Source organism: Microvirga sp. VF16, from assembly GCF_016864375.1.
Classification (GTDB): Bacteria; Pseudomonadota; Alphaproteobacteria; order Rhizobiales; family Beijerinckiaceae; genus Microvirga.
The window spans coordinates 4,542,877-4,569,139 of the sequence record NZ_CP069354.1; the positions used below are offsets into that span (position 1 = coordinate 4,542,877).

22 protein-coding genes and 1 pseudogene are annotated in these 26,263 nt (G+C 62.8%); 6 read left to right on the forward strand and 17 right to left on the reverse strand.

What is annotated here, in order from left to right; genetic code table 11:
- Positions 1-24: 24 nt before the first annotated feature.
- Positions 25-1,299, reverse strand: coding sequence for an IS701 family transposase (locus tag JO965_RS21340; protein ID WP_246776643.1), 1,275 nt, complete (start codon positions 1,297-1,299; stop codon positions 25-27).
- Between the two features lie 182 nt (positions 1,300-1,481).
- On the opposite strand from JO965_RS21340, the gene JO965_RS21345 reads away from it, so the two are divergent.
- On the forward strand, positions 1,482-2,513 hold the full coding sequence (locus tag JO965_RS21345) for an IS110 family transposase (protein WP_203439776.1): 1,032 nt from the start codon (positions 1,482-1,484) through the stop codon (positions 2,511-2,513).
- A gap of 441 nt (positions 2,514-2,954) precedes the next feature.
- Here JO965_RS21345 and JO965_RS21350 read toward each other — a convergent pair.
- From JO965_RS21350 to JO965_RS21380, 7 genes and pseudogenes are all read right to left on the reverse strand, one after another.
- Positions 2,955-4,121, reverse strand: a pseudogene (locus tag JO965_RS21350) (IS701 family transposase); the annotation flags it as partial.
- A gap of 79 nt (positions 4,122-4,200) precedes the next feature.
- A protein-coding gene (locus JO965_RS21355; RefSeq protein ID WP_203440463.1) for an IS5 family transposase occupies positions 4,201-4,955 on the reverse strand; the annotation gives its coding sequence in 2 pieces (ribosomal slippage) (positions 4,201-4,616 and positions 4,616-4,955; 756 coding nt in all).
- A gap of 77 nt (positions 4,956-5,032) precedes the next feature.
- On the reverse strand, positions 5,033-6,196 hold the full coding sequence (locus JO965_RS21360) for an iron-containing alcohol dehydrogenase (RefSeq protein ID WP_203440996.1): 1,164 nt from the start codon (positions 6,194-6,196) through the stop codon (positions 5,033-5,035).
- 11 nt (positions 6,197-6,207) lie between these two features.
- Complete coding sequence (locus JO965_RS21365) at positions 6,208-7,599, reverse strand: aldehyde dehydrogenase family protein (RefSeq protein ID WP_203440997.1); 1,392 nt, start codon at positions 7,597-7,599, stop codon at positions 6,208-6,210.
- 68 nt (positions 7,600-7,667) lie between these two features.
- Positions 7,668-9,038 carry a glutamine synthetase family protein gene (locus tag JO965_RS21370; RefSeq protein WP_203440998.1) on the reverse strand — a complete coding sequence of 457 codons (1,371 nt, stop codon included), beginning with the start codon at positions 9,036-9,038 and terminating at the stop codon, positions 7,668-7,670.
- 63 nt (positions 9,039-9,101) lie between these two features.
- Positions 9,102-10,637, reverse strand: a complete 1,536-nt coding sequence (locus JO965_RS21375) for an amino acid permease (protein ID WP_203440999.1) — start codon at positions 10,635-10,637, stop codon at positions 9,102-9,104.
- Between the two features lie 63 nt (positions 10,638-10,700).
- Complete coding sequence (locus JO965_RS21380) at positions 10,701-11,489, reverse strand: N-formylglutamate amidohydrolase (RefSeq protein WP_203441000.1); 789 nt, start codon at positions 11,487-11,489, stop codon at positions 10,701-10,703.
- Positions 11,490-11,628: 139 nt separating this feature from the next.
- Here JO965_RS21380 and JO965_RS21385 point away from each other — a divergent pair, with 139 nt between their 5' ends.
- Together JO965_RS21385 and JO965_RS21390 are read left to right on the forward strand one after the other, a co-directional pair.
- Complete coding sequence (locus JO965_RS21385; protein WP_203441001.1) at positions 11,629-12,501, forward strand: MurR/RpiR family transcriptional regulator; 873 nt, start codon at positions 11,629-11,631, stop codon at positions 12,499-12,501.
- Positions 12,502-12,603: 102 nt separating this feature from the next.
- A complete protein-coding gene (locus JO965_RS21390) occupies positions 12,604-14,223 on the forward strand; it encodes a hypothetical protein (RefSeq protein ID WP_203441002.1) in 1,620 nt (539 codons plus the stop codon).
- Between the two features lie 3 nt (positions 14,224-14,226).
- Here JO965_RS21390 and JO965_RS21395 read toward each other — a convergent pair whose 3' ends face one another.
- Positions 14,227-15,279 carry an AbrB family transcriptional regulator gene (locus tag JO965_RS21395; protein ID WP_246776644.1) on the reverse strand — a complete coding sequence of 351 codons (1,053 nt, stop codon included), beginning with the start codon at positions 15,277-15,279 and terminating at the stop codon, positions 14,227-14,229.
- A 161-nt stretch (positions 15,280-15,440) separates the two neighbouring features.
- Here JO965_RS21395 and JO965_RS21400 point away from each other — a divergent pair, with 161 nt between their 5' ends.
- Positions 15,441-15,905, forward strand: a complete 465-nt coding sequence (locus JO965_RS21400; RefSeq protein ID WP_203441003.1) for an RbsD/FucU family protein — start codon at positions 15,441-15,443, stop codon at positions 15,903-15,905.
- Positions 15,906-15,915: 10 nt separating this feature from the next.
- Here the strand turns inward: JO965_RS21400 and JO965_RS21405 are convergent, their stop codons facing one another.
- From JO965_RS21405 to JO965_RS21420, 4 genes are all read right to left on the reverse strand, one after another.
- Positions 15,916-17,118: a pyridoxal phosphate-dependent aminotransferase gene (locus JO965_RS21405; protein ID WP_203441004.1), complete on the reverse strand. Its 1,203-nt coding sequence runs from the start codon at positions 17,116-17,118 to the stop codon at positions 15,916-15,918.
- A 115-nt stretch (positions 17,119-17,233) separates the two neighbouring features.
- Positions 17,234-17,668, reverse strand: a complete 435-nt coding sequence (gene mscL, locus JO965_RS21410) for a large conductance mechanosensitive channel protein MscL (protein WP_203441005.1) — start codon at positions 17,666-17,668, stop codon at positions 17,234-17,236.
- Positions 17,669-17,723: 55 nt separating this feature from the next.
- A complete protein-coding gene (locus JO965_RS21415; RefSeq protein ID WP_203441006.1) occupies positions 17,724-18,251 on the reverse strand; it encodes a VOC family protein in 528 nt (175 codons plus the stop codon).
- 10 nt (positions 18,252-18,261) lie between these two features.
- A complete protein-coding gene (locus JO965_RS21420) occupies positions 18,262-18,696 on the reverse strand; it encodes a DoxX family protein (RefSeq protein WP_203441007.1) in 435 nt (144 codons plus the stop codon).
- Positions 18,697-18,799: 103 nt separating this feature from the next.
- Between JO965_RS21420 and JO965_RS21425 the strand changes: the two genes are divergently transcribed.
- Together JO965_RS21425 and JO965_RS21430 are read left to right on the forward strand one after the other, a co-directional pair.
- Entirely contained in the window at positions 18,800-19,714 is a 915-nt protein-coding gene (locus tag JO965_RS21425) for a LysR family transcriptional regulator (RefSeq protein ID WP_203441008.1), read from the forward strand.
- A 61-nt stretch (positions 19,715-19,775) separates the two neighbouring features.
- Positions 19,776-23,285, forward strand: a complete 3,510-nt coding sequence (locus JO965_RS21430) for a PAS domain-containing hybrid sensor histidine kinase/response regulator (RefSeq protein ID WP_203441009.1) — start codon at positions 19,776-19,778, stop codon at positions 23,283-23,285.
- A gap of 276 nt (positions 23,286-23,561) precedes the next feature.
- Here JO965_RS21430 and JO965_RS21435 read toward each other — a convergent pair whose 3' ends face one another.
- From JO965_RS21435 to JO965_RS21450, 4 genes are read right to left on the reverse strand one after another with little or no spacing between them, the layout of a single operon-like run.
- Positions 23,562-24,266, reverse strand: coding sequence for an aspartate/glutamate racemase family protein (locus tag JO965_RS21435; protein ID WP_203441010.1), 705 nt, complete (start codon positions 24,264-24,266; stop codon positions 23,562-23,564).
- 7 nt (positions 24,267-24,273) lie between these two features.
- A complete protein-coding gene (locus JO965_RS21440) occupies positions 24,274-24,897 on the reverse strand; it encodes a 2-hydroxychromene-2-carboxylate isomerase (protein ID WP_203441011.1) in 624 nt (207 codons plus the stop codon).
- Between the two features lie 55 nt (positions 24,898-24,952).
- Positions 24,953-25,501, reverse strand: a complete 549-nt coding sequence (locus tag JO965_RS21445; protein WP_203441012.1) for a thioesterase family protein — start codon at positions 25,499-25,501, stop codon at positions 24,953-24,955.
- Positions 25,498-26,007: a DinB family protein gene (locus JO965_RS21450; protein WP_203441013.1), complete on the reverse strand. Its 510-nt coding sequence runs from the start codon at positions 26,005-26,007 to the stop codon at positions 25,498-25,500. Before JO965_RS21450 ends, JO965_RS21445 begins: the two co-directional genes overlap by 4 nt.
- Positions 26,008-26,263 lie beyond the last annotated feature (256 nt).

Sequence of the window (26,263 nt, forward strand, 5' to 3'; positions counted from 1 at the left end):
CGCGGCGCCAAGCGGACCAGGCCATCACGAAGGCGGGCTCGATGCGTCGCTGCTGGAGGCGTGTGGCGACGCGGCGGATTTCCTGGACAGACCAGCGTACCAACGCTGCAGCTTGGCTTCGTCGCTTCTTTTTTGGGGGGAGGTCAGACTGTTGGCACGCTGGCGCACCACCGCCATCATGGCGAAGGCCAGCATCACCAGCGACACATGCCGGTGCCAGCCGTGCCACGAGCGCGTCTCATTGTGCGTCAGCCCCAGCTCGGTTTTGGCGGTCTCAAAGGCATCCTCGATCGCCCATCGCTGTCCCTCGACCCGCACCAAGGTTTCCATCGGGGTGTCAGCCGGACACCAGGTCGAGAAGAACGCCAGATCCCCATCAGAGAGGCTGCGCCGGATCAGCAGCCCCCGTGTCCACAAGCCGGTGAGATGCTCGTTGTATTCCTCCGCCGCGAGATCGGCGAGTTCGAGATAAGCCCAGTCATACAGGCGCGCCCCCTTCGTACCATCGCCGGCTGACAGGCGCGTCCAAGCCTCGGGAGAAAGTGCCTGCGCGATTTGCTCGGCCGTGCCGGCGACTTCGGGCTTGTCGATCCAGGACGAGAACTGATCCGTGGCATGCGCGCCCAGCACATAGCCCTTGCCGGCCCGGCGCAACAGCATCTCCACTTTGCCCACGCCATAGACGGTGTCGGTGGCCACCCACTCGAACGGCACGCCGGCGGCCAGCGCGCGCTCGATCATCTGGGCGGCAATCTCAGGTTTGGTGACAAAGCGGATGCTGTTAGGCACATGGGCGGCGGTGCGCCGCTCGGGCTTGTTCGTCCAGTCCTGCGGCAGATAGAGCTGACGATCAATGAAGGCGCAGCCCTTGTCCGATACGTAAGCGGCAAACACGCCGATCTGACAACTGGCAATCTTGCCCGCCGATCCGGTGTACTGCCGGCCGACCCCGCACGAGTTCTGCCCTTGCTTGAGAAAGCCGGTCTCGTCGATCACCAGTACCGCACCAGGTGAGGCGAGCGTCTCGAGCGCATAGTCGCGCACCATGTCCCGCAACGCATCGGCGTCCCAGTGGCTGCGGCCGAGCACCGCCTGCTGGCGCCACGGCCCCGAGTCGCCGGCGGCTTCCGCGCGCATCCAGCCGGTCTTGCGCCGCTCCGGCCCGAGCACCCCATCGAGGAAGGCGGCGGCCGAGGTGGCCACGCTGGGATGAGCAAACAGCGATTTGAGATCAGCTTTGACCTGACGCAACTCCACACACCAGAGTTCGAGCATCTGCTCGATGGCCACACCCGTCATGGCAGCCTCCTGGGTCAGATCAGGAGATTATGAGCCCATGAGCGGCACCTGCAACTGTAATGCTAGATGCCGTAATGGGCCTGCCGCTCACGCAGTAGCGGAGCGGGGTGGCTGTCCCTCAGAGTGATGTGTGTTGGAACGGGGTCCGAGCGGATCGGCCCCAAGCATCATGAGGGACAGCCATGGACTACTATGCCGGAATCGACGTGTCTTTGGAACTGAGCAGCGTCTGCATCCTCGATGGCTCCGGACAGATTGTCCGCGAGGCGAAGGTCGCCAGCGAGCCGGAGGCGCTTGCGGCCTTTCTCGCCAGCCTGAGCCTACCGCTCACCCGCGTCGGCCTGGAGGCCGGGCCACTTTCGCAGTGGCTGCATGCCGGCCTTGTGCAGGCTGGGTTCGAAGTCGTGCTGCTGGAGACGCGGCATGTCAAGGCGGCGCTCTCGGCCATGATCGTCAAGACCGACCGGCGCGATGCGCGCGGCATCGCCCAACTGCTGCGCATGGGCTGGTTCCGCCCCGTCCACTGCAAGTCGCCGCCGGCGCAAGAAGTGCGGGCGCTGCTCATGGCCCGCAAGCAGCTGCAGGCCAAGATGCGTGATGTCGAGCTCAGCCTGCGTGGGCTGTTGCGCGGCTTCGGCCTGAAGGTCGGCGAGATCAGCAAGGGCCAGTTTGCCGCCCGGGTGCGCACCCTCACGGCCGGTCATGAAATGCTGGAGAAGATTGCCGAAGCCATGCTGCGCGCCCGGGACGCGCTGCAAATGGAGTTTGCCCGATTGCATCGGGCCATGCTGGCGATCGCCCGGAAGAACGAGGTCTGCCGGCGGCTGATGAGCGTGCCAGGCGTTGGCGCGCTGATCGCGGTCACCTTCACGTCCGCAGTCGATCATCCTGAGCGGTTCTCGCGCTCGCGGGCGGTGGGCGCGCATTTTGGCCTGACCCCGAAGAAGTATCAGTCGGGCGAGACGGATATCACGGGAGCCGTGAGCCGGGTGGGCGATCCGATGGTGCGCACGGCGCTCTATGAAGGAGCCCATATCCTGCTCACCCGCGCGGTGCGCTTCTCTGCGCTCAAGCGCTGGGCGCTGGAGGTGGCCAAGCGGCGCGGCATGCGGCGGGCCAAGGTGGCGCTGGCCCGGAAGCTTGCGGTCATTTTGCATCGCATCTGGATCGACGGCACCACCTTCCGCTGGAACCGGGAGGGCGTTGCCGCATAGGAGAAACAAGCGTTCGGAACGGGGCGGCGATCGTCCCGTTCTCCTGAGGTCCCGTCGCCGGGACGATGGAGGCGGTCAAGCCGTAAGTAGTGCCGTGAGCATCTCATCGAGGTGGAACACGCGCCTTAGATGGGCTGACCGCATCCTCTCTGATGGCATGGTGGGGCGGCCTCGCGTCGACCCCGAACAGAAGCAAGACTTCGGCGACAGGACAGTCACTCAGGGGCTTGACACCCAACGGCCCATTACAGAAGCACTACAGTTGCACCTTGCGTTTGCGATGTGAGGTTTGCGCCATCGCCTGATGCGCGCGTCGCCACGCGGACCAGGCGATCACGAAGGCAGGCTCGATCCGACGCTGCTGGAGGCGGGTGGCCACACGGCGGATTTCCTGGACAGACCATCGCACCAGCGCTGGAGCCGGGCTTCGTCGTTTCTTTTTTGGGGTGACGTGAGAGTGTTGGCGCGCTCGCGCACCACCGCCATCATGGCAAAGGCCAGCATCACCAGCGAGACATGCCGGTGCCAGCCATGCCACGAGCGGGTTTCGTTGTGCGTCAGCCCCAGCTCCGTTTTGGCGGTCTCGAACGCATCTTCGATCGCCCAGCGCTGGCCCTCGACCCGCACCAACTCTTCGATCGACGTGCCGGCCGGGCACCAGGTCGAGAAGAACGCCAGATCCCCATCAGCGATGCTGCGTCGGATCAGCAGGCCGCGCGTCCACAGGCCGGTGAGGTCTTCGTTGTACTCATCCGCCTCGAGATCCGCCAACTCTAGATAAGCCCATTCGTACAGGCGCGCTCCCTTGGTGCCGTCTCCCGCCGACAGGCGTCGCCAAGTCCCGGGAGCAAGAGCCTTTGCGATCTGCTCGGCCATGCCGGCCACCTCAGGTTTGTCGCCCCAGGAGTTGAACTGATCGGTCGCATGAGCGCCGAGCACATAGCCCTTGCCGGCCCGGCGCAACAGCATCTCGATGGAGCCCACGCCGTAGATGGAGTCCGTCGCCGCCCAGTCGAACGGCACGTCAGCCGCGATCGCGCGCTCGATCATCTCGGCGGCGATCTCGGGTTTGGTGACAAAGCGAATGGCATCCGGCACCTGAGCCGCCGTGCGGCGCTCGGGCGTGTTGGTCCAGTCCTTGGGCAGATAGAGCTGGCGATCGATGAAGGCGCAGCCCTTCTCCGACACGTAGGTGGCAAACACGCCGATCTGGCAACTGGTGATCTTGCCCGCCGATCCGGTGTATTGTCGGCCTACCCCGCACGAGCGCTGGCCTTGCTTGAGAAAGCCGGTCTCGTCGATCACCAGCACCGCCCCGGGTGAGGCGAGCGTCTCGAGCGCATAGTCGCGCACCATATCCCGCAGCGCATCGGCGTCCCAGTGGCTGCGGCCGAGCACCGCCTGCTGGCGCCAAGGGCCCGAATCGCCGGCGGCTTCCGCGCGCATCCAGCCGGTCTTGCGCCGCTCCGGCCCCAGCAGCCCGTCGAGGAAGGCGGCGGCCGAGGCGGCGATGCTGGGATGGGCAAACAGCGATTTGAGGTGAGCTTTGACCTGACGCAACTCCACGCACCAGAGTTCGAGCATCTGCTCGACGGCCACACCGGTCATGGCAGCCTCCTGTGTCAGATCAGGAGGTAATTAGCGCAAAACCGACGGGTGCAACTGTAGTGCTAGGCTGAATCGACATTCATCGCATCCAGAGGATGGCACAGGCGAGGTGGATGAAGCCAAGGAAGTGGTCGGCGCGCCGGTCGTATCGGGTGGCGATCCGCCGGAAGTGCTTGAGCTTATTGAAGCAACGTTCGATGCGATTGCGGGCCTTGTAAGCTTCGAAGTCGTAGGGGATCGGCTGCTTGCGGGTCGGATTGCAGGGGATGACGGCCTCGGCCCCGATCCCAGCGACGATGCGGCGGAGCGCGTTGCTGTCATAGGCCTTGTCGGCGAGGACGCGTCTCGCCGACAAGCCGTTGAGCAAGACCGGCGCCTGGGTGACATCGCCCCGCTGGCCCGGGGTCAGGATGACCCGCAACGGGCGCCCCTGGCCCTCCACGACCATGTGGATCTTGGTGGTCAATCCACCTCGGGAGCGCCCCAGAGCCTGGTTCGGATCCCCCCTTTTCCGGTCGCGGCCTGCTGGTGGGCGCGGACCAGGGTGCTGTCGAGCATCACGTAGTCATTGTCCGGGTCATGGATCAGATCGGCGAACACGCGTTCCCAGACCCCGGCTTTGGCCCAGCGCCGGAAACGCTGATGCGCGGTCTTCCACTTGCCATAGCGCTCGGGAAGGTCGTGCCAGTGCGCGCCAGAGCGCAGGATCCACAACACGCCATTGACGAACACCCGATTATCCCGGCCACTCCGCCCGGGATCGCCGGACTTGCCGGGCAACAGCCCCTCAATGCGCCGCCATTGCTCGCCGGTCAGTTCATATCGCTTGGCCATGCAGGTTCCCCAGATCGAAGCTGGAGACCTATGAATCACGCACCGCCGCGAATTTGAACCCTGAATGTCGATTGGTCCTAGAGCCGTCCGGCCAGCGCATCCTCGAAGAGCTTGCGGGCGCTCTCCTTGGTGATCGGCACCGGATTGCCGCCGGCGGTGGGATCGTTGGGCGCCATCTCGGACATCTCGTCGAAACGGGCCGCGTCGACCTTCAGGCCCTCCAGCGTGTGCGGCACGCCGAGATCCTTGCGCAGTTGCAGCACCCAATCGAGGAAGGCCTGGAACGACGGCTCGAGACCGATATAAGCTGCAAGACGCTCGATTCTGCTCTCGATGGCCTTGCGGTTATAGACCAGCACGTAGGGCATGAAGACCGCATTCGTCAGGCCGTGATGCGTATCGTAAAGCGCTCCGGTCGGATGCGAGAGGGCATGGATCGCGCCTAAGCCTTTCTGAAACGCCGTGGCACCCATGGCGGCGGCCGACATCAACTGCGCACGGGCTTCGATGTCCTTGCCGTTTTGATAGGCACGCGGCAGATATTCCTTTACGAGGCGGATGCCTTCCACGGCGATGCCGTCCGCCATTGGGTGATAGCCCGGTGCGCAATAGGCCTCGATGCAATGCGCGAGCGCATCAAGACCGGTACCGGCCGTGATATGTGGCGGCATGCCGATTGTGAGCTCTGGATCGCAGATCACGATCTTCGGCATCATCAGCGGATGGAAGATCACCTTCTTGGTGTGCGTGGCTTCCTGCGTGATCACGCCGGCGCGGCCAACTTCCGAGCCTGTGCCCGCGGTCGTCGGCACGGCGATAATCGGAAGAATGCCTTTCGGGTCGGCGCGGGTCCACCAATCGCCGATATCCTCGAAATCCCACATCGGCCGCGTCTGGCCCGCCATGAAGGCGATAACCTTGCCGGCATCGAGCGCCGAGCCGCCACCGAAGGCGACGACACCGTCATGCTTGCCGGACCTCAGGACCTCAAGCCCCTTGTAAACATTGGTCTCGACCGGGTTCGGCTTGATGTCCGAAAAGATCGCCGCCCTGAGGCCAGCACCATTCAGTTGTTCGAGCGCCGCCTTTGTCATTGGTTGTGTGGCGAGGAAAGGATCCGTCACGATCAACGGCGACGAAATGCCGACAGCCTTGCAGGCCTCGGCGAGTTCCGAGATGCGGCCCGCGCCGAAGCGGACGGCGGTGGGGTAGTTCCAGTTGGAGCGGGGAGATGTAGTCATGATACTCGCAATCAGATCTGACGGAGGTGGTAGGATTTCGGACGGGTGAGCGACTCGTAAGCCAAGCGCGACAAGCTTGCGCCGCGGCCCGTATCCTTGACGCCGGTCCAGGCAAGCGCGGGATCGAGATAATCGCAGCGGTTCATGAACACGGTGCCGGTCTCGAGCTTCTCGCCGATGGCTTCCGCCGCATCGACATCGGAGGTCCAGATCGCGGCGGAGAGACCGTAGGGCGAATCGTTCATGAGGCGGATCGCCTCCTCGTCGCCCTTCACCTTCATGATGCCGACGGTCGGTCCGAAGCTCTCGTCGCGCATGACGCTCATGGAATGATCCACGTTGGTGAGCACTTGCGGAGCGAGATAGGCGGTGCTGCCCACATCCGCGGCGAATTTCTTGGCAGCGATATGCGCCTTCGCACCCTTCGACACCGCTTCTGCATTCTGCTGGCGCACGAGATCGGCGAAGCGCCTATGCGCCATCGGTCCCAATGTCGTCGCATCGTCGAGCGGATTACCGAGCACGTAGGAGTTCACGAGGTTGACCGCGCCCTCCACGAAGCGGTCGTAATGCTTCTCATGCACATAGACGCGCTCGATGCCGCAGCAGCACTGGCCCGAATTGAAGAACGCGCCGTCAACGAGGTTCTCGATGGCGTGATCGAGATTGACATCCTCGCGCACATAGGCCGGATCCTTGCCGCCGAGTTCGAGTCCGAGCGAGGTGAAGCTTCCTGCCGCCGCACGCTCAATGGAACGCCCGCCGGAGACGGAACCAGTGAAGTTGCAATGATCGACGAGACCAGAGCCCAGGATACGGCTCGTCTGGTCGTGCGAGAGATGCAGGTTTTGAAACAGGCCTTTCGGCAGTCCAGCCCGGTCCATGGCTATCTGGAAGCGCTCGCCGGCGAGCACCGTCTGCGAGGCGTGTTTCAGCAGCACGGCATTGCCAGCCATGAGCGCCGGCACGATGGTGTTGATGGCGGTGAGATACGGATAGTTCCAGGGCGCGATGACGAGCACGAGGCCAACCGGCTCGCGCTTGATCATGCGGCGGAAGCCCGGCTTCTCGTCGTCGGCCGGGATCGGCCGTAGGCTCTTCTCCGCAATCGAGATCATGTAGCGCGCACGCTCCTCGACCCCGCGGAACTCGCCGCCATAGCGCACCGGACGACCCATCTGCTGGGCGATCTCCGGCACCACCTCCTGATTCATGGCCAGCAGCGCATCAAGGAAGGTGGAGACCTTTTGCGCGCGCTCGGCAATGGACGTGTTGCGCCATGTAACTTGAGCCTCGCGCGCAGCCTTGATCGCCGCATCGATGGCGGCCTCGGACATAATGGGACGGCGGACGAGCTCGCGTCCATCGATGGGGGAAATGCAGACGATATCGGTATCAGCCATGATAATGCTCGAAAGACTATGATCCTCAACAGATCATAGTCCTCTCCTCTCGTGTGTCATGAAGTCTCTTAAATGATCTCGAAGTAACGTGCGAGCTGCCAGTCGGTGATGGCCTTGCGGGCCTCGCGTTCCTCCCATTCGCGTGTTGCAGCGTAATGCTCGACGAAGGTGTCGCCGAAGAGCTGCCGGGCGGCCTGCGAGCCCTTCAGCCGCTCCGCAGCCTCGCCGAGCGAGCGCGGCAGCGCCCGCTCCTTCGGGTGCTCCACCGCATAGGCGTTTCCTTGAATCGGCTCGCCCGGATCGATCCGGTTCTCGATGCCCCACAGGCCCGAGCCAATGGCAGCGGCGAGCGCGATATATGGATTGATGTCGGCGGCGGCGACTCGATACTCCACACGCTGCGACTTCTCGGAACCCGGAATGACGCGAAGCGCCGTGGTGCGATTCTCCACGCCCCAGGCGGAATCGGTCGGCGCCCAGAAGCCGGGAATGAGCCGGGTGTAGCTGTTCACCGTGCAGGCGACCATGGCGAGGAGTTCCGGCATCAGCTTCTGCTGCCCGCCGACGAACCAGCGCATGGTCTCCGACATGTTGTGCTTGGCATTCGCATCGTAGAACGCGCCCTTGCCGGTGCTCAGATCCTTGAGCGAGGCGTGCAGGTGACCGGACTGGCCGGGCCAATCGCGCGACCACTTGGCCATGAAGGTCGCCATCCAGCCGCGGCGCTGCGCGAGGATCTTGGTGTAGGTCTTGAACAGCGCCGCCTTGTCGGCCGCGTTCAACGCATCGTCGACGCGGATCGCAGCCTCCAGCACGCCTGGGCCGGTCTCGGTGTGCAGGCCTTCGATCTCGAAATCCATCTTGTTCGCGAGGTCGAGAAGCTCATGGTAGAAATCCGCGTGAACGCCCGAGCGCAACACCGAATAGCCGAAGAAACCCGGCGTGATATTCTTGAGATCGCGATAATTCTTCTCGCGCACGGAATGTGGGGTCTCTTCGAACAGGAAGAATTCGAACTCGGCAGCGGCCGAGACCGCAAAGCCCATATCCTCCGCTTTCTTCAAGACACGCCGCAGAACGCCACGTGGGCAGGCCGCCTCCGCGTAGCCATCGAACTCGGCGAGGAAGAACGGCAGATCGTTCTCGAACGGAATGAGCCGCATGGTCTCCGGCAACACCCGCACGGATGCATCCGGATAAGCCGTATGCCAGCCGGTGAGCTTCGTGTTGTCATAGAGCTGATCGTTGGAGTCCCAACCCAGCACCACGTCGCAGAAGCCGAAGCCCTTCTCGAGAGCGGATTCGAACTTGTCGCGGGCCATGTATTTGCCGCGCATGATGCCATCGGCATCGGTCACGCCGACCTTCACGAAAGGAAGATCGCGGCTGCGCACATATTCCGCGGCCTCAGTGGCGTTCTTGATTTTGGGAGCGTCCATTAAGAAAAACCTTGACCGAAGAGGGAAATGAGAGCGCGCGGTTGCGCGCGCTCCCGGTTCGCATCAATGCGACTTGTACTCGCTCTCGCCCTTGGTGAGGGCGAACTCCTCCTCCGGCGAAAGGATAAGCTTATGGCGTCCGATCAGCAGGAAGTAGGCCATCATCACAGCATAGTAGATGGCGACGCCGATGACGGCAGTCTGGAAGACCGAGTCCGTCAGCTGGAAGTAGAGCGTTACCGCCGCAATCACCATGCAGATCACCGCACCTGCGATGCCGAAGGGGCTGGTGTAAGGCCGGTGCAGGTTCGGGAACTTCTTCTTGAGCACGATATAGGACATGCCCTGCATGAAGTAGGCGAGCATCGCACCCGCGACCGCCATGTTGAGCAGTGTGCCGCCGATGACGGTGGCACCGGCTTCAGCACCGCGCGCAAACCAGATGATCAGCATCACCAGGAGGCCGAGCACAGCGCCTGCGACCAGTGCCACATGCGGCGTCTTGCGTTCGCCATGCGTTACCGACAGGAAGCTTGGGAAGTAGCCTGCCCGCGAGAGCGAGTAGATCTGCCGCCCGAAGGCGAAGATGATGGTGTGGAACGAGGCGATCAGTCCGATCACCGCGACCGCCGCCAGGATCTTCGCGATATCCGTGCCGAACAGGGTGCGGAACCCGTCGAGCAGCGGCTCGCCGGACTTGCCGAGGCCCGCGGCGCCCGGCGCGATGCCCGTGTTCAGGAGGAGCACGAGGAACGCGGACGCGATCAGGGTCAGAATGCCAGCGATGATGCCCTTGGGCATATCCTTCTGCGGATCGTGCGATTCCTCGGCCGCGAGCGGCAGCTGCTCGATGGCGAGGAACAGCCAGACCGCAAAGGGCAGCGAGGCGAGAATGCTGCCGATCCCTAAAGGCAGGAAGGGTCCGCCGCCATTCGGCAGTTCCGCACCGTCCGGACCGATGTTCAGCGCCCAGCGGCCGAAGTCGAACTGGCCGGACAGAAGCACCGATACGTAGAAGAAGGCCAGCACGGCGAGAGCCGCCAGTGTCACTCCTACCGTGACCTTGAACGAGAGCTCGACGCCGATGACGTTGAGCCCGACGAACAATGCGTAGCACAGCACCCAATAGACGGGCTGGAAAGCCGGCGCCGTCTCGAAGATCGCGGACAGGTACGAGCCGATGAAGAACACGATCACGGCCGGAGTCAGAACGAACTCGATGTTCTCCGCGATACCCGTGATGTACCCCGCCCACGGCCCCATGGAGGTGCGCGCGAAGGAATAGGCGCCGCCCGTATGCGGCAGCGCAGGCGACATCTCGGCGAGCGAGAAGGTGAGACCGAGATACATGATCGCGATGATGATGGTGGCGAAGAACATCGCGCCGAAGCCGTTGGTGAGGCCGAGGTTCCAACCGGAATAATGGCCCGAGATCACCGCGCCGACGCCGAGCGCCCAGAGCGACCAGACGCGGGCATGGCGCTTGAGACGCCGCGCCTCGAAATAGCTTTCATCCACCGTGGTATAGGTGATGCCGGCAGCGCCCTGCACTCCGGCCGGTGGGGCATGGACCCCTGTGCTTCCTTGTCCGACTGACATCGAGTTGATCCTCCAAGAAGTTCTGCGTTTCGGATCACGGCACATCATGCGCCATGCCCGTCATCAGAGCGTCCGTGCCCCCTCCCTCAAAAGCGGCGCCAGACGGTTGGCCCACAACGCCTGTCCGTCTTCCGTGCGGATCAGGTCGTTGCGGATTTCGATCATCAGCGGGGGAAGGCCACGCCTCTCGGCGTGGCGCTCCAGGGTGTGGAACACCCGGTCCGCCGGTGAATAGGGTTCGTTCATACCGACGACGAGCGTCGGATCCTGCTTCAGTCCGGCCTCGACGCTGCGCGCATAGCGCTCGTCGCGGTCGAAGATCAGGCCGATCTGCCAGGGACGTGGCACATCGCGATAGACCGGCGTGAAGGAATGGATGGAGACGATGGCGGTCAGCTGTCCTGCGGCTTGGCGCACATTCGCAAACTCATCGACCGCATTGTGAAAGGCATCGTACACATCACGCACGCGTGTTGCCCGCTCCGCGTCGTCGAGATCGAGATTGCCGGGAATCGTAGTGCGTTCACTCAGCGTCCAGATCGAATCCGGCGCTGTGGGCTCGCGGTTGAGATCGAGCACCAGGCGCGACACGCTGGCATGGATCAGCGGTGCGTCGAGCAGGCGCGAGAGCTCTTTCGCGACGCCCAGCGCTCCGGGGTCCCAGGCGATGTGGCTTTCGAGTTCGGCAGGCCCGAGGCCCAAAGTGCCATAGCGGGCCGGGAGGCGGTTCGAGGCATGCTCGCAGATGAGCAGGATCGGCAAGCGCCCTTGCGGATTCTCCACGACGGCAACCGGCTGCTCTGCCGTTGCGGCAGAGGACAGATCGGCCGTCTTCCGACTCGCATGCGCCATGCGGTCCTCCGTTTGCCTGCGGGCAGCAGGCCCTAGCCCTCGATTGAACGCTTGGTACGTTTCTTACGGATTTTTCTTATGTGAAATTTTTGGTACAGCTTTTAAAAACCGTCAAGGTGGGGAAACGAAACATTCCAACATGAAACGAGACAGCGCTATTTCCCCTGTAGACCCGCCGAGCCTCGCCGAGCGCATCCGGCACGAGATGGATTCCTTTACCCCCAGCGAGAAGCGCGCCGCGCATCTGCTTCTGAGCCATTACCCCTTCGCCGGGCTCGATACGGTGGCCGAATTCGCCTCTCGGGCCGGCATCTCCGCCCCTTCGGTCCTGCGATTCGTCACAAGGCTGGGGTTCGGCGGCTTCCCGGATTTCCAGAAGCACCTGCGCGAGGAACTCGAAGCCCAACTCCTCTCACCACTCGCCAAGGCGAGCCCCTCCGACAAGGGCCAGGGTGCGCCGGCGCTCGCCTCCTTCGCAGAGGCGGTGATCGGGAACCTGCGGGCGACGGTGGAGAACATTGCACCGGCCGAATTCGACGCCGTGGTGATCCTGCTGAGCGACCCGCGGCGGCACATCCATTTCACCGGCGGACGCTTCACGGGGGCGCTCGCACGCTATGCGGAGAGCCATTTCCGCATCGTGCGCAGCCACGTGGATTACATCGAGGGGCAGCCCGCCCTCTGGCGCGACCGGATGATCGAGATCGGGAAGAAGGACGTGATCGTCGCCTTCGATATCCGCCGCTATCAGGAGGACGTCACGGCCCTTTGCGAGACGGCGGCCAAGCAAGGCGCGACCGTCGTTCTGCTTACCGATCCCTGGCTCTCGCCCATCGCCCGTGTCGCCCGGCACGTGCTGCCGGCCCACATCGTCGCCCCGTCCAATTGGGATTCTTCGGCCGGCCTTCTGCTGCTGACGGAGGCGCTGGTAGCTACCGTCACCAAACGCCTGTGGGATACGGCCAAGCCGCGCATGGAAGCAGTCGAGCGGCTAAGAGATCCAAAAATCTAACTCCGAGCCCTCAACAAGTGTATCTATATACTGTATTAATGGTATGATATATTATATGAAAGCCTTATCCAAACACACACTCCGGGAGGAGACAGTTATTTTATGGGACCCCGAGTGTATCCTCGGGGCTTTGTCCTTTCTCAAGAAAGCACAACGCCTCCAGTTGATTTCATAGCAGGACCGATATTCGACAATTTTTTTATCGATGATCTCAATTCTGTTGATTCTGCATCCAACGGCGAATTTGCCGTAGTGATCTTAGGGACGTGCGTCAGCACTGAGACTGATGAAAGATCGCTATCCGCGACTGATCGGAGATCAGGACACAACACATTTGGCGGTCAAAATTCCGCTTCAGAATCCCCCGCTCAGCACATGTTTGACGCGCTTCTCAAAAGCGAGACGCAGTTCTTCGACACCATCGACCGATATTGTGGCAGACACGTCATCGTTTACGGCAGAAAAGATAAGCCGCGCATTATCACCGATGCCACCGGAATGCGTACGGTCTTTTATGCGGCTGATGGGGGAGTTGTTGCATCCCATGCCCGCCTTGTTGAAGAAACCCTTGGTGGAGAGATCAAGAGGATTGAACTTCCGTCTCGTTACGGCTTTCCAGGCAATCATACGCCTTATGTTCGGACACGCCTGCTGACACCCAACACGCTGTACGATTTTGTGCAAGCCAAGGTCATTCGTTTTTGGCCAAGAGGACCGATTAAGAAATTGACGCCACAGCAGGCAACTGACGCCGTTCTTAAACGCACAACAACCGCGCTCGAGAAAGTTGCATCGGGCAAACGCGTCTCCCTGAGCATCACGGCGGGCATGGACTCTCGGACAGTGCTTGCTCTTGCCCTCCATTCAGGAATTCGGTTCGACGGATATACATACGATCGCGGAAAAAAGACTGCGATTGATTGCGAAGTCGCTCGTGAGTTGGCTCGTGTCGCTGGAATTACGTATACCATCGTTCATCAGCCAACCTCCACTCCTGAGGAGCTAAAGGAGGTTCTCAACAGAACGACATACTCTAATCATCATCGTTCAGTGGTTGCGCCGATGCAAAGGCACTTTGCGGATAGAGATGTCCTGATCATCACGGCCAATCTTTTGGAGATTGGGCGATTTTTCTACAAAGGTCAGGCCTATTCGGAAAAGATGCCCGAAACTCCTGCATCCATGGCGGAGCTTGCCCTCACCGCGACGAATTGGTCAGCACAAAAAATAGACGGAATGCGTGGTTCGGAGAACAAGAGTTTAATACCGGAATATTTTGCTGACTTCATTCACGACACTGACTTCAACGCAGCGCGCGGCATTCTTGATTCTCGGGACCAATTTTATTGGGAGCACAGGATGAGCGCTTGGCATGGAATGATCTTATTGGAACGCGATTTCTATGCCGATTGTTTCATCCCCTTTAACAGTCGCTCCATCTTTGAAGCACTTCTCGGAGTTCCTGAAGCGGACCGTAGAAAGTCGACTGTTTTTAAAATGCTCATTGAGCAATGCGCACCTCAGCTCCTATCGAGCATTCCTATCAACCCCACCCAATGGCCTCTCAGGCAGCATTCGCCCAAGCGCTTTGCTCAATCTTTGCCTTGGCTGAGAATGCAGGCCGCCAAGATGGAGGGAATGCTAAGCGTGAGCAGATTAGGCTCTATCCCACGGCTCCCTCGCCGGGCATTGAAGGTGCTTAGGAAATTCGGGGGATTCTAAGCGCTATTCTGCAGCCTCCGGCCGGCTCCTCTGCAGCCAGCCGATGAAGAACGGCAGGACCAGTCCGATGCCGAGGAAGCGGACGAGGTGGTGGATGCCGACATAAAGTGGGTCGAGCCCGAGGACCAGCGCCAGCACGGTCATGGCCTCGAGCCCGCCGGGAGCGAAGGCCACGAGCCCGTTGGCGAAGCTGACCCCGGCAAGCCATGCGGCGGCTCCCGCGAAGAGCGCCGCCACCACCATGCCGATCGAAAAGGATCCGAGCGCGGCGACTAGCGCGCTTTTGAGCGTCGAGCGCTGGATGTGGCGGAAGCGCTCGGCGATGAAGAGTCCGATCAGCACAAGACCGCCCGTGGCGATGACCGGCGGGATAACGCCCGTCACAAATTCCGTGCCATGGCTGACGGAGCTGACGACGGTAGCACCGAGCAGGATCGGTGCGGCCACCTTCAGCCGGGTGAACACCAACCCCAGAGCGAGCCCGCCGAGAAGAATGAACGCCATGCCTTGCGGGCTCTGGACGGGAAGCCCCTCGCCGATCAGAACGCCCGCATTGCCCCCGCCCCCGGTCATGACAACGAGGCTCGGCAGGAGCGCGATCAGCACGAAGAGCCGGAAATTTTGCACGATGGCGATGGAGGCCACCTCCGCCTTCCGGTCGGCGGCGACGGCGAGAACGGTGGAGAGCGCCCCCGGCACGGAGGCCAGCACTGCATCGGCCTTGCCCCAGCCCGACATCCGCACGAGCCAGGCGCTCGACGCCGCCGAGATGGCGACGACGCCGATGACCAGGAGAATCAGGCTGCCCGGATAGCGTCCCATGGCGGCGATGGCTGCAGGTGTCACCGCCGCGCCCATGGCGGCACCCGAGATCAGCATGGCGGCATCGGCAAGCGCCTTCGGCATATGCACGGCCCGGCCGGTCAAACCCCACAGCGTCGCCGCTATGGCCGCGCCCGACAGCCACGCGGCCGGAACGCCGAGCCAGTGGAAAATGAGCCCGCCGAGAGCGGCAACGAGAATCTGGGTGAGATGGGCGAAGACGAGACGGATCACGGCTCTGCTCATGGACGCCCTTTGCCCTGACGTCAAATGCCGATCATGCGCAGATGCCATGCGGCCAAGGTCTGACCATATCCAAGGCTCCGGGCTGAAGCGTTGCAGAGATCTCGAAACCCTGCTGAGATTGCACGATCAATCAAGATAGGGAGGAAACGGTGCTGCACGGAATCGACCCGGCGCTCAATGCCGATCTGCTGTATGTGCTCCGGGCCATGGGCCACGGCGACGATCTCGTGATCTGCGACGCCAATTTTCCCGCCGATTCCATCGCGCGTCAGACGACCTTCGGCCGGCTGATCCGCATGGACAACATCACCTCGCCACTGGCCGTGCGCGCGATCCTCTCGGTCATGCCGCTCGACAGTTTCGTCGACTCTCCCGCTGAGCGCATGGAGGTCGTCGGCAATCCGGACGAACTCCCGGCCATTCAGCAGGAGGCTCAAGGAGAGATCGATGCGGTCGCCCGGCGCGACGCCGGGCGCGACAGCTGGCCGATGGGATCGGTCGAGCGGTTTGCGTTCTATGAGCGGGCGAAGAAGGCCTATGCCATCGTCGCCACCGGCGAGCGTCGCTTCTACGGCTGCTTCATCCTGAAGAAGGGCGTGATCCCGCCTCCTTAGAGAACTTCGCTCAGGCCACGAGCCTCGGCAGGGCCTCGCTGATGCGGCGCACCGCCTCTTCCACGTCCTCGGGCTTGCGCAGGTAGCACAGGCGCAGGTAGCCCTCGCCGGCATCGCCGAAGGCGGAGCCTGGTGCGAGGCCGACATTGGCCTCGTCGATGAGACGGAACGCGATGTCCTTAGAGTTCGTCGCGCCCTTGATCTTCAGGAAGGCATAGAAGGCGCCGCTTGGCGGCGGCAGTTCCACGAGACCGGTTTCCGCCAGCCGCCCGACGACCTCCCGACCATGGCGAGCCTTGGCGATCTGATCGGCCAGGAAATCCTCGCCCTGCTCGATGGCGGCGATACCTGCACGCTGCACGAAGACCGGCGTTCCAGAGGTCTGGTACTGCACGAGGTTCTCGATGACCTGCCCCAGCGCGGGCGGAGCCTCCAGCCAGCCGAGGCGCCAGCCGGTCATGGCCCAGTTCTTGGAGAAGGTCTGGACGAAGACGATCTTGTCCTCGGGCTCCATCACATCGCGGAAGGACGGGGTGCGGCCATCGATCGTGAGCGCCGGGTCGTGGACGAAGCGGCCGTAGATCTCGTCGGCGACGATCCAGAGACCATGCCGGCGGGCAAGATCGAGCGCCGTGCGCAAATCCGCATGGCTCGCGACCCATCCGGTGGGGTTCGAGGGCGAGTTGATGACGAGCACCCGGGTGCGCGGCGTGATCGCCTTCTCGAGCCGCTCGAAATCGAGATGCCAGCCCTTGGCGTCGATGTTCATCGGCACGGCGACGGGACGCGCGCCGGCAATGGTGATCGCGCCGGCGAAGTTCGGCCAGGCGGGCGTCGGAACCAGGACCTCATCGCCGTTGCCGGCCAGCATGCGGAAGGCGATCTGCATTGCCGGCATGCCGCCGGAGGTGACGAAGAAGCGCTCCGGATCGAAGGCCCTGCCGTAGACCCACTCGTGATAGGCGGCGATGGCCTGCCGCAGTTCCGGGATGCCGCGCTGATAGGTGTAAAAGGTCTCGCCCTTCGCGAGCGACTGAGCGGCCGCCTCGCAGATGAAGGATGGCGTCGGCAGATCGCCCTCGCCCACCCAGAGCGGAATGATGCCGGGCTTCAGCCGGCCGTAGCTGAACACGTCGACGATGCCGCTCGTCGGCGCCTGCTCCGCCTCGGGGCGCAGGTTGAGGACGGACGGGATCGAGACGGACACGTTCATGGGAGATTTCCTCGAAGACAGGCGAACAGGGATGGCCCGTTCGCCCGCTCAAGGCAAGTATGGAATGCGTCTCATGACAAAAGACGAAGGGTCCGATCGAAAACCGTGATCGATGTCAGGTCGTGCGGCCTGTCTTCAGAAGGTCGCGGATTTCCGTCAGCAGCTTCACATCGGCGGGGATCTCCGCAGGCTTGTCGGCCGTGCCGGTCTTGGCATCCTCCGTGCGGCGCAGGCGATTCATGCCCTTGACCAGCAGGAAGAGGATCCAGGCGATGATGATGAAGTTGATGGTGACAGTGATGAAGTTGCCCCAGCCGAGCACGGCGCCCTGCTTCTTGGCCTCATCGAGCGACCCGGCCGTGACGTTGCCCGACAGAGCCGTGAAGTAGTTCGAGAAGTCGAGGCCACCTGTCACGGCCCCGATGATTGGCATGAAGATGTCGCCGACGAGGGAATCGACGATCCTGCCGAAGGCGACACCGATGATGATGCCTATGGCGAGATCGACCACGTTCCCACGCAAAGCGAACTGCTTGAATTCATTCCACATGACCGGACCTCTTTAGCTTAACCCCAAGGTTAAGCTGTCCGATCTGGGAATTTCGTCAAGTCTCGCGGGCCGCCAGCAGATCCTGCAGATCGAGACGCTGCGTGACCATCGCGAGTTCGCCATTGGCCGTTCGCGGCCACTGCTCCTCGGGGCGGTCGACATAGAGCTCGATGCCGTTGCCGTCCGGATCGCTCAGGTAAAGCGCCTCGCTCACCCCGTGATCGCTCGCGCCCTGCAGCGGAATGCCGGCCTCGGCCAGCCGGTAGAGCGCATCGGCGAGGGCCGCCCGCGTCGGGTAGAGGATCGCTACATGGTAGAGGCCCGTGGTGCCGGGAGGCGGCGGGGACCCGCCCTTGCTCTCCCAGGTGTTCAGGCCGATGTGGTGATGGTAGCCGCCCGCCGAGACGAAGGCGGCCTGGGTGCCGTAGCGCTGGATCAGCTCGAAGCCGAGCACGCCGCAATAGAAGGCGAGCGAACGGTCGATATCGGCCACCTTCAGATGGACATGGCCGATCCTGACGCCGGGATCGATGGGCCGCGCCACCGGCGTTCCGGTGGCATCATGGGGAATGGGCTTGATCATGGAACGGGCCTCAGGCCGAACGCGTGGACAATGCGGGAGCAGTCTTCGCCGATCCGGCCCGCACCGCAAGGGCGCCGTCGCCCAGGAGAGCCTGCGTCACGAGAGCGGCGATCCAGAATGCCAGATATTCCCAACCACCATTCGGATTGTTGAAGAAGAAGCCGGCCGGGCCGTGCACGAAGACGATGGCGCCGAGAAGGACCGGGATCAGGGCGAGCGACACCCAGCGGGTGTAGAAGCCGAGGATGAGGGCAAGGCCACCGGCCGCTTCGACCGCGATGGTCAGATAGGCCAGGGCCGGAGGCAGGCCCAGGCTGCCGAAGAATTGGGCTGCGCCGGCCGGCGTGAACACGAAAACCTTGAGGCCCGCATGGGCGAGGAAGAGCACGCCGAGCGTGATGCGCAGGACCAGGGCGGCGTAGGGGGCGGTACGGGTATCGATCATCAGAGATCTCCTGAAGTGGCCCCTCCCCTATGATCTCAAACTATCGATATGATAATCTCCGATCTGGAATATCACTTCACACTCAGAGAGTGAAATTGTCTCGATGCTCGACCGTATCACCGGCATGCAGGTCTTCGTTCGCGTCGCAATGCTCGGCAGCTTCTCGGCAGCGGCGCGCGCCCTCGATCTGTCCCAGACGATGGTGACGAAACATGTGGCTGCCCTCGAAGACCGGCTCGGGGTCAAGCTACTGCATCGATCCACGCGCAAGCTGGTGTTGACCGAGGGAGGCCGAAGCTATCTGGCTGCCTGCGAGCGCATTCTTGCCGAAATCGAAGAAGCGGAAGCCTCTGCCAGCCTCGACCGGATCGAGCCCCGGGGGACGCTGCGGCTCAACGTTCCCCTCACCTTCGGCTTCCGACAGGTCGTCCCCGCTCTCACCGAGTTCAGTCGTCTTTATCCCGCCGTCTCGTTCGATCTGGGGCTGGCCGACCGCTATGTCGATCTCATCGAGGAAGGATGGGATCTGGCGATCCGGATCGGGCGGCTGAAGGACTCGAGCCTCGTTGCCCGGCGGCTCGCTACCTGCCGGACCATCGTCTGCGGCTCTCCCGCCTATCTCAAGACGCACGGAACCCCGCAGAATCTGGGCGAGCTCTCCCGGCACAACTGCCTCGGCTATACCCTGCCCAGTGCCATCGGGGCGAACCGCTGGACCTTTGGCATGGATGCCGAAACCATCGTGCCAGTGCAGGGCAACCTGCGTGCCAATAACGGCGATGCACTCTTGGCCGCGGCCGTCGCCGGACAGGGGCTGATCTATCAGCCGACCTTTATCGTCGGCGACAGCCTGCGCGACGGTAGCCTCGTTCCGGTCTTGACCGATTATCCGACCTACGAACCCGCCATCCATGCCGTCCTGCCCTCGGGCCGGCAGGCTCCGGCCAAGGTGCGCGCCTTCGTGGCGTTCCTGGCCGAGCGCTTCGGGCCGGAACCGGAATGGGACAAGGGCCTGTGATGGCTTTCACGCCCTTAACCCGCTAAAGCTATTCCACGTTTGCTTGTGAGGGTTAAAGCCTATGGTCGCCACCTGGGCCGTCGTGCTGTCGGCGCTGGTTTATCTCTGCTTCCTGTTCACGGTGGCCCATTGGGGCGACAATGGGGGGCGGCGCTTCATTCAGGGTCCTGCCCGCTCCACCATCGCGGCCCTCGCGCTTGCAGTCTATTGCACGTCCTGGACCTTCTTCGGATCAGTGGGGCTTGCCAGCCATTCCGGCTTCGACTTCCTGGCCATCTATATCGGGCCGATCATCGTCATCGGCTTAGGGTATCCCCTCGTCGCCCGGATCGTCAGGATCGCAAAGACGCAGAATATTTCCTCCATCGCCGACTTTGTCGCGGCCCGCTACGGCAAGAGTGAGCGGGTCGCCGCCCTCGTCAGCGTGATCGCCGTCGTCGGCTCCATTCCCTATATCGCCCTGCAATTGAAGGCCGTCTCGTCTTCGCTCGACGTGTTCATGAGCGCCGCCAACGAGACATTCCTGTCCAAGCCGCCGTTCATCGGCGATCTCGCTCTCGTCGTCGCCCTCGTGCTGGCAGGTTTTGCCGTCGCCTTCGGCACCCGTCACACGGATGCGACCGAGCACCAGAACGGGCTCCTGCTGGCGATCTCCCTCGAGTCGGTGGTGAAGCTGATCGCCTTCCTGGTCGTCGGCGGGTACATCACCTTCGTGATGTTCGACGGCTACGATGCCATCGTGCAGCGCCTCCACGCGCAAGGGACCAGCGCGGACCTGATGGGCCGGACTTCGGGCTTCGGCAGCTACATCACCCTTATTCTGCTTTCGACCTGCGCGGCTCTTCTCCTGCCGCGTCAGTTCCATGTGACCGTGGTCGAGAACCACGACATCGCGGATCTCAAACGCACTGCATGGCTGTTTCCGCTCTATCTGGTTCTCATCAATCTCTTCGTGATCCCGATTGCGCTGGCGGGCCTTGCCTCGTTTCCCGAAGGCACCATCGACCGGGACATGACCCTGCTCGCGCTGCCGCTCACGGACAAGGCGGGCACCGTCGCCGTCCTCGCCTTCCTCGGGGGCTTCTCGGCTGCCACGGCCATGGTGATCGTCGATTCCGTCGCCGTGGCGGTGATGATCTCGAACCATCTCGTCATGCCCATCGTGCTGCGGCGGCGCGCCTTTGCCGGCGTCGATCCCGGCAACTTCGTCATCGGCGTTCGGCGTGTCTCCATCGTCCTCGTGATCCTCCTCGGCTACGCCTATTACCGCTCCTCCGGGGAAGCGGCGCTTGCCGCCATCGGCCTCTTGTCCTTCGCCGCGATCGCGCAGGTCGCGCCCGCCTTCCTCGGCGGGCTCATCTGGTCGCGCGGCACGGCGCTCGGCGCCAGCGTCGGGCTCGTCGTTGGCTTCCTCACCTGGGCCTACACGCTTCTTCTCCCGAGCCTCGTGTGGGATGGCGTGTTCTGGTCCGACATGGTCGTCACCGGCCCCTTCGGCATCACGGTTCTCAAGCCCACATCCCTGTTCGGTGTCGACCTGCCTCAACTCACGCACGGCGTCGTCTGGAGCCTGACGCTCAACATCCTCTGCTATATCGGCTTCTCCCTGTGGCGGCCGGTGACGGCGATGGAGCAGATCCAGGCCAATGTTTTCCTGGGTGAGGCCGCAGCCTCCGCGACACCGAGCTTCCGCCTGTTCCGCGCCAGCGTCACCGTCGGCGAGCTGCGCGCCACCGTCGCCCGCTATCTCGGCGAGGAGAGAACGACCCGCTCCTTCGAAGGCTTCACCCATAGCCGCGGGCAGCATCTGGATCCGCGCGCCGAAGCGGATATCCATCTACTGCGCTATGCGGAGCACCTGTTGGCTTCCGCGATCGGCACGGCCTCGTCGCGTCTCGCGCTCTCATTGTTGCTGCGCCGTCGCACCCTGTCCACGGAAGCGGCGCTCAAACTGCTCGACGATGCCTCCGCGGCGATCCAGCACAGTCGCGATCTGCTCCAGCATGCGCTGAACTACGCCAAGCAGGGCATTACCGTGCTCGACAGCGATCTGCGCGTGCTCGCCTGGAACCAGGCCTTCATCGATCTCTACGACATGCCGCCCAATTTCGTTCACGTGGGCATCGGCATGGAGCGCATCGTTCACTACAATGCCTCGCGCGGATCATACGGTCCCGGCAAGATCGATGAGCTTGTCGAAGCTCGTCTCCACTCCTTCCGTCATGATGTGGAGCCCGTGCGCCTCAAGCTCTTTCCCTCCGGCAAGGTCATCGAGATCCGCTCGAACCTGCTGCCGGATGGCGGCCACGTGACCACCTACACCGACGTGACCGAAACTGTGGCGGCGGAAGAGGCGAGCCGGCGCGCGAACGAGACGCTGGAACAGCGCGTGCGCGAGAGAACCGAGGAACTGACGCGCCTCAACGAAGCGTTGAGAAACGCAAAGGGAGAGGCCGACGAGGCGAACATCTCCAAGACGCGCTTCCTCGCCGCCGCCTCGCACGACATTCTGCAGCCGCTCAATGCGGCACGGCTCTATGCGGTCTCCCTGGTGGAGCGGGATCGCGAGGCAGGCGATGCAACGCTGGCCGAAAACATCGATGCGTCGCTCGATGCGGTCGAGGAAATTCTGACCGCGATTCTCGATATCTCCCGCCTCGACACAGGCGCCATGAAGCCGCAATGGTCGAGTTTCCGCATCGATGATCTGTTCCGCCAGCTGCAGCGCGAGTTCGAACCTGTCGCCCGCAACAAGGGCTTGAAGCTTGCCTTCGTTACGTCGTCGCTGACGGTGCGCTCCGACCGGCGCCTGATGCGCCGCCTGCTGCAGAACCTGATCTCCAACGCGATCAAGTACACGCCGTCGGGACGCGTGCTCGTCGGCGCGCGACGGCGCGATGGCCATCTGGTGCTGGAGGTGTGGGACACGGGTCTCGGCATCCCGCCCTCGAAGCAGCGTATCGTGTTCCGCGAATTCCAGCGCCTCGATCAGGGCATGAAGGTCGCACGCGGCCTCGGGCTCGGCCTTTCCATCGTCGAGCGCCTCGGGCGCGTGCTCAAACACCCGATCACGCTGAATTCGGAAGTGGGGCGTGGTTCCGTGTTCCGGGTCGAGGTGCCGGTGGTGGCGGCTCTTCCCGCAACCGCCGCTGCGCCCGAGCCGCCAAAGGCTCCCGCGACCGTGCTGTCGGGCCTGCGCGTGCTCGTCATCGACAACGAGCCCGCGATCCTGGAAGGCATGCGTCTGCTTCTCTCGGGCTGGGGCTGCGATACCTGGACGGCGTCCGATCTGGAGAGCGCGCATCAGGCGCTGAGAACGCACAAGGCCCTGCCGGAAGTCATCATCGCGGATTATCACCTCGATGACACGGACGGTCTCGAACTCATCAAGGCTCTGCGCTGGAAGACCCAGGTCGACACGCCCGCCGTCCTTGTCACCGCCGACCGCACGCCGGTGGTGCGCGATGCAGCGGCGGCGATGAACATCCATGTGCTCAACAAGCCCCTGAAGCCGGCGGCCTTGCGGGCGCTGCTGACGCAATGGCGGGCGACGAAGGTGGCGGCGGAGTAGGTACAACCGACCCACTGTCATTCCGGGGCCGCGCAGCGGAGCCCGGAATCCATAAACACAACGTTTCAGGAAGGGACGAGCCGCGTCATGCTTCGTTCTGCAGCGTCAGCAGTTATGGATTCCGGGCGCACCTACGGCGCCCCGGAATGACAGTGGGTGTCGTTGGCGTGTCATTCCCGGCGGGAGCGCAGCGGAGGGGAAGGGAATCCACCCGCACGCTCAGCGCCATGGATCCCCTTCCCTCGCCTTCTCGCCGGGGATGACACAGCGTATATCTCAGGCAGACTTCAACGCCTCATCAACTGCTGCCACCGCATGAATCGTCGTGGTGTCGAACAGCGGCACGGCGCTGTCCTCGTCGGAGACCAGGAGCATGATCTCGGTGCAGCCGAGAATGACCGCCTGCGCGCCACGTTCGATCAGGCGCGCGATGATCTCGCGATAGGCCTGGCGCGACTTCGGCTTGATGATCCCCAGCACGAGTTCCTTGTAGATGATCTCGTGCACGATGCGTCGGTCGTTCTCGTCCGGCACGATGACCTCAAGCCCATGATTCTGCTGCAGGCGGCCCTTGTAAAAGTCCTGCTCCATGGTGAAGGCCGTGCCGAGGAGGCCGACACGTTCAAATCCTGCGGCCTTGATCTTTTCTGCCGTCGGATCGGCGATATGAAGCAGCGGAATTGTGACGGATGTCGAGATTGCGTCGGCGACGCGATGCATGGTGTTGGTGCACAGGACGATGAAGTCCGCTCCACCGCGTTCCAGCCGCTGAGCGGCTTCCTTCATCGCCTCCGCGAGGCTGTCCCAATCGCCCTCATGCTGACGCCGCTTGATCCCTTCGAAATCGACGGAATACATCAGGCATTGCGCCGAATGCACGCCGCCGAGACGACGGTTCATCTCCTGATTGATGATGCGGTAATATTCGGCCGAACTTTCCCAGCTCATGCCGCCGATGAGTCCGATGGTCGCCTGTTCCATGATGGTCTCAAGGGCTCGGCGTATAGGGTGCGCGACCGGAACTCAGGGCATCGTCGAGCAATTCGAGCCTGTCCTGCCCCCAGAACACCTCGCCGTCGAGCACATAGGCCGGTGAGCCGAAGACATCGCCTGCAACGGCGTTTTCGAGGTTGAGGGCATAGATCGCCTCGGTGGTGCTGCCGGTCACCACATCCATGAGCGCTGACGAGTCGAGCCCGGCCTGCTCCGCCAACTCCGTCAGAACGAGCGGATCGCCCAGGTCACGCTCCTCTTCCCATATGGCGGCAAAGGCGCGGCGCAGGAAGGCATCGGGACTCTTGCCGGAAGCGGTGATCGCAATGACGAAACGGTCGGCGAGATTCACATCGAAGGGCCAATGCTTCGGGTTGATATTGAAGGACAGGCCGCGCTTCTCGCGCCAGCGCTGCAATTCAAGAATCCGGTAGCGCTGCCGCGCCGGGTGGCGCTGAGCGAGCGGCAGGCCACCGGTCTCCGAGAAGACGCGACCGAGGAAGACCGGCTTGAAATTGACCTCGACCCCGTGCTTCTGCACGATTTCCATGAAGGGCACATGGCCAATAAAGGCCCAGGGGCTCACGAGAGAGAAATAATAATCGATGGTGCGGGGCATGGGTCCGATTCGGGGTTGTTCAGGCCTAAAACGGCGTCGGCCCCACCTTGGACCATCAGGCGGCGCTCTTCAACGTCTCTTCGGCCATGAGAAAAGCCGCGACCTCAGGGGCAGCAGCCGGTGCCTTTGCCTCGATGCCGATCTCCCCAAGCAGGCGATCCATGGAAACGAAGCGCCGCTCCTTGCGGTCATAGAGCCCGGCCCGGACCAGAGCGATGGCGTTGAGAATGGGGCTGCCGTCCTTGGATTCGGATAGTAGTCGATGCTCCATCACCACATGGCCCTCGGACCAGGTGAGAATGCGAGTCTCAAGCGTGAAGATGCGAAAAGCCTTAAGCTCCCGCCGGAACCGGATCTGCCCCGCGCCCACCACCGGCACCCAGCCGTGCTTGAGGATGGGCCGCCACAGGCCGGAGCGGATCATGATGTCAGTGCGGCCGAGATCCATGAGCGTCCAGTAGCGCCCGTTGTTCATGTGCAGAGACGTATCGAGATCGTGCGGCCAGACGCGGAACTCTAAGCGCGACACGTCCCGCGCCGGATCGAGCCTCGGTCGGAAGAAGGATGCGATGATCAGGTGAAGGACACGCAGCCACAGGTTCATGAGAGGCCCATTCCGCTCTGACGTTGGAACAGGATGAGATCCAGCGACGGCCCCTCAAGCCCGAAGCCTGTCAACAGGCAATGGACCTGTCCGCGATGATGGGTCTGATGGTTGAAGAAATGGGTCAGGGCCGGTGCCAGCGGCTGCTCGATCTCCATCGGGTTCGTGATCGTCCGGTACCGGATGCGTCCAGCCAAATCGGCATCGGACAGGCTGTCGATATAGGCGACGATCCGCTCATCCTCCTTCTCGCGCGCGGCCCGAAGCTCGTCGAGATTCTCGAACAGGATCGCATCGAGCCGGTTCGGCGCCTCGCCTTGTCCAGAGAAGCGCTTCAGCCAGATGCGGTCGGCGACGAGGAGATGGTTGAGGGTGCCGTGAACCGACTTGAAGAACGCCCCGCGATCCGCACGGTAATCCGCATCGGATAATTGCGCGGCCGCATCGTAGATGCGCTCGTTGCACCAGGCATTGTAGCCCGCCATCATGGCAAAGTGCGATTCCATGGAAAGGCTCCTTGAGGTCGTCCCGATTTCCAACGTCGACACCATACCGTCATCCCGGACGGAGCAAAGCGAAGATCCGGGATCGTGGGACAAGAGGGACGCTATTCCCCTCCCCCCTTGTGGGGGAGGGCTAGGGAGGGGGGTGCTGGCGCCATACACGGATAGGCTATCGCTCACACCCCCTCTCCATCTCTCCCCCACAAGGGGGAGAGGGCCTGTCAGCGCTCTTTCCCTCGCGATCCCGGATCGGCTTCGC

Coding starts and splice junctions, on each gene's coding strand:
- JO965_RS21370 (WP_203440998.1), bottom strand. CDS start 9,038: ATGGACGCTCCCAAAATCAAGAACGCCACTGAGGCCGCGGAATATGTG.
- JO965_RS21435 (WP_203441010.1), bottom strand. CDS start 24,266: ATGGAACAGGCGACCATCGGACTCATCGGCGGCATGAGCTGGGAAAGT.
- JO965_RS21415 (WP_203441006.1), bottom strand. CDS start 18,251: ATGATCAAGCCCATTCCCCATGATGCCACCGGAACGCCGGTGGCGCGG.
- JO965_RS21420 (WP_203441007.1), bottom strand. CDS start 18,696: ATGATCGATACCCGTACCGCCCCCTACGCCGCCCTGGTCCTGCGCATC.
- JO965_RS21445 (WP_203441012.1), bottom strand. CDS start 25,501: ATGAACCTGTGGCTGCGTGTCCTTCACCTGATCATCGCATCCTTCTTC.
- JO965_RS21405 (WP_203441004.1), bottom strand. CDS start 17,118: ATGAACGTGTCCGTCTCGATCCCGTCCGTCCTCAACCTGCGCCCCGAG.
- JO965_RS21385 (WP_203441001.1), top strand. CDS start 11,629: ATGAAACGAGACAGCGCTATTTCCCCTGTAGACCCGCCGAGCCTCGCC.
- JO965_RS21365 (WP_203440997.1), bottom strand. CDS start 7,599: ATGGCTGATACCGATATCGTCTGCATTTCCCCCATCGATGGACGCGAG.
- mscL (WP_203441005.1), bottom strand. CDS start 17,668: ATGTGGAATGAATTCAAGCAGTTCGCTTTGCGTGGGAACGTGGTCGAT.
- JO965_RS21340 (WP_246776643.1), bottom strand. CDS start 1,299: ATGACGGGTGTGGCCATCGAGCAGATGCTCGAACTCTGGTGTGTGGAG.
- JO965_RS21345 (WP_203439776.1), top strand. CDS start 1,482: ATGGACTACTATGCCGGAATCGACGTGTCTTTGGAACTGAGCAGCGTC.
- JO965_RS21390 (WP_203441002.1), top strand. CDS start 12,604: ATGGGACCCCGAGTGTATCCTCGGGGCTTTGTCCTTTCTCAAGAAAGC.
- JO965_RS21440 (WP_203441011.1), bottom strand. CDS start 24,897: ATGCCCCGCACCATCGATTATTATTTCTCTCTCGTGAGCCCCTGGGCC.
- JO965_RS21360 (WP_203440996.1), bottom strand. CDS start 6,196: ATGACTACATCTCCCCGCTCCAACTGGAACTACCCCACCGCCGTCCGC.
- JO965_RS21375 (WP_203440999.1), bottom strand. CDS start 10,637: ATGTCAGTCGGACAAGGAAGCACAGGGGTCCATGCCCCACCGGCCGGA.
- JO965_RS21380 (WP_203441000.1), bottom strand. CDS start 11,489: ATGGCGCATGCGAGTCGGAAGACGGCCGATCTGTCCTCTGCCGCAACG.
- JO965_RS21425 (WP_203441008.1), top strand. CDS start 18,800: ATGCTCGACCGTATCACCGGCATGCAGGTCTTCGTTCGCGTCGCAATG.
- JO965_RS21430 (WP_203441009.1), top strand. CDS start 19,776: ATGGTCGCCACCTGGGCCGTCGTGCTGTCGGCGCTGGTTTATCTCTGC.
- JO965_RS21450 (WP_203441013.1), bottom strand. CDS start 26,007: ATGGAATCGCACTTTGCCATGATGGCGGGCTACAATGCCTGGTGCAAC.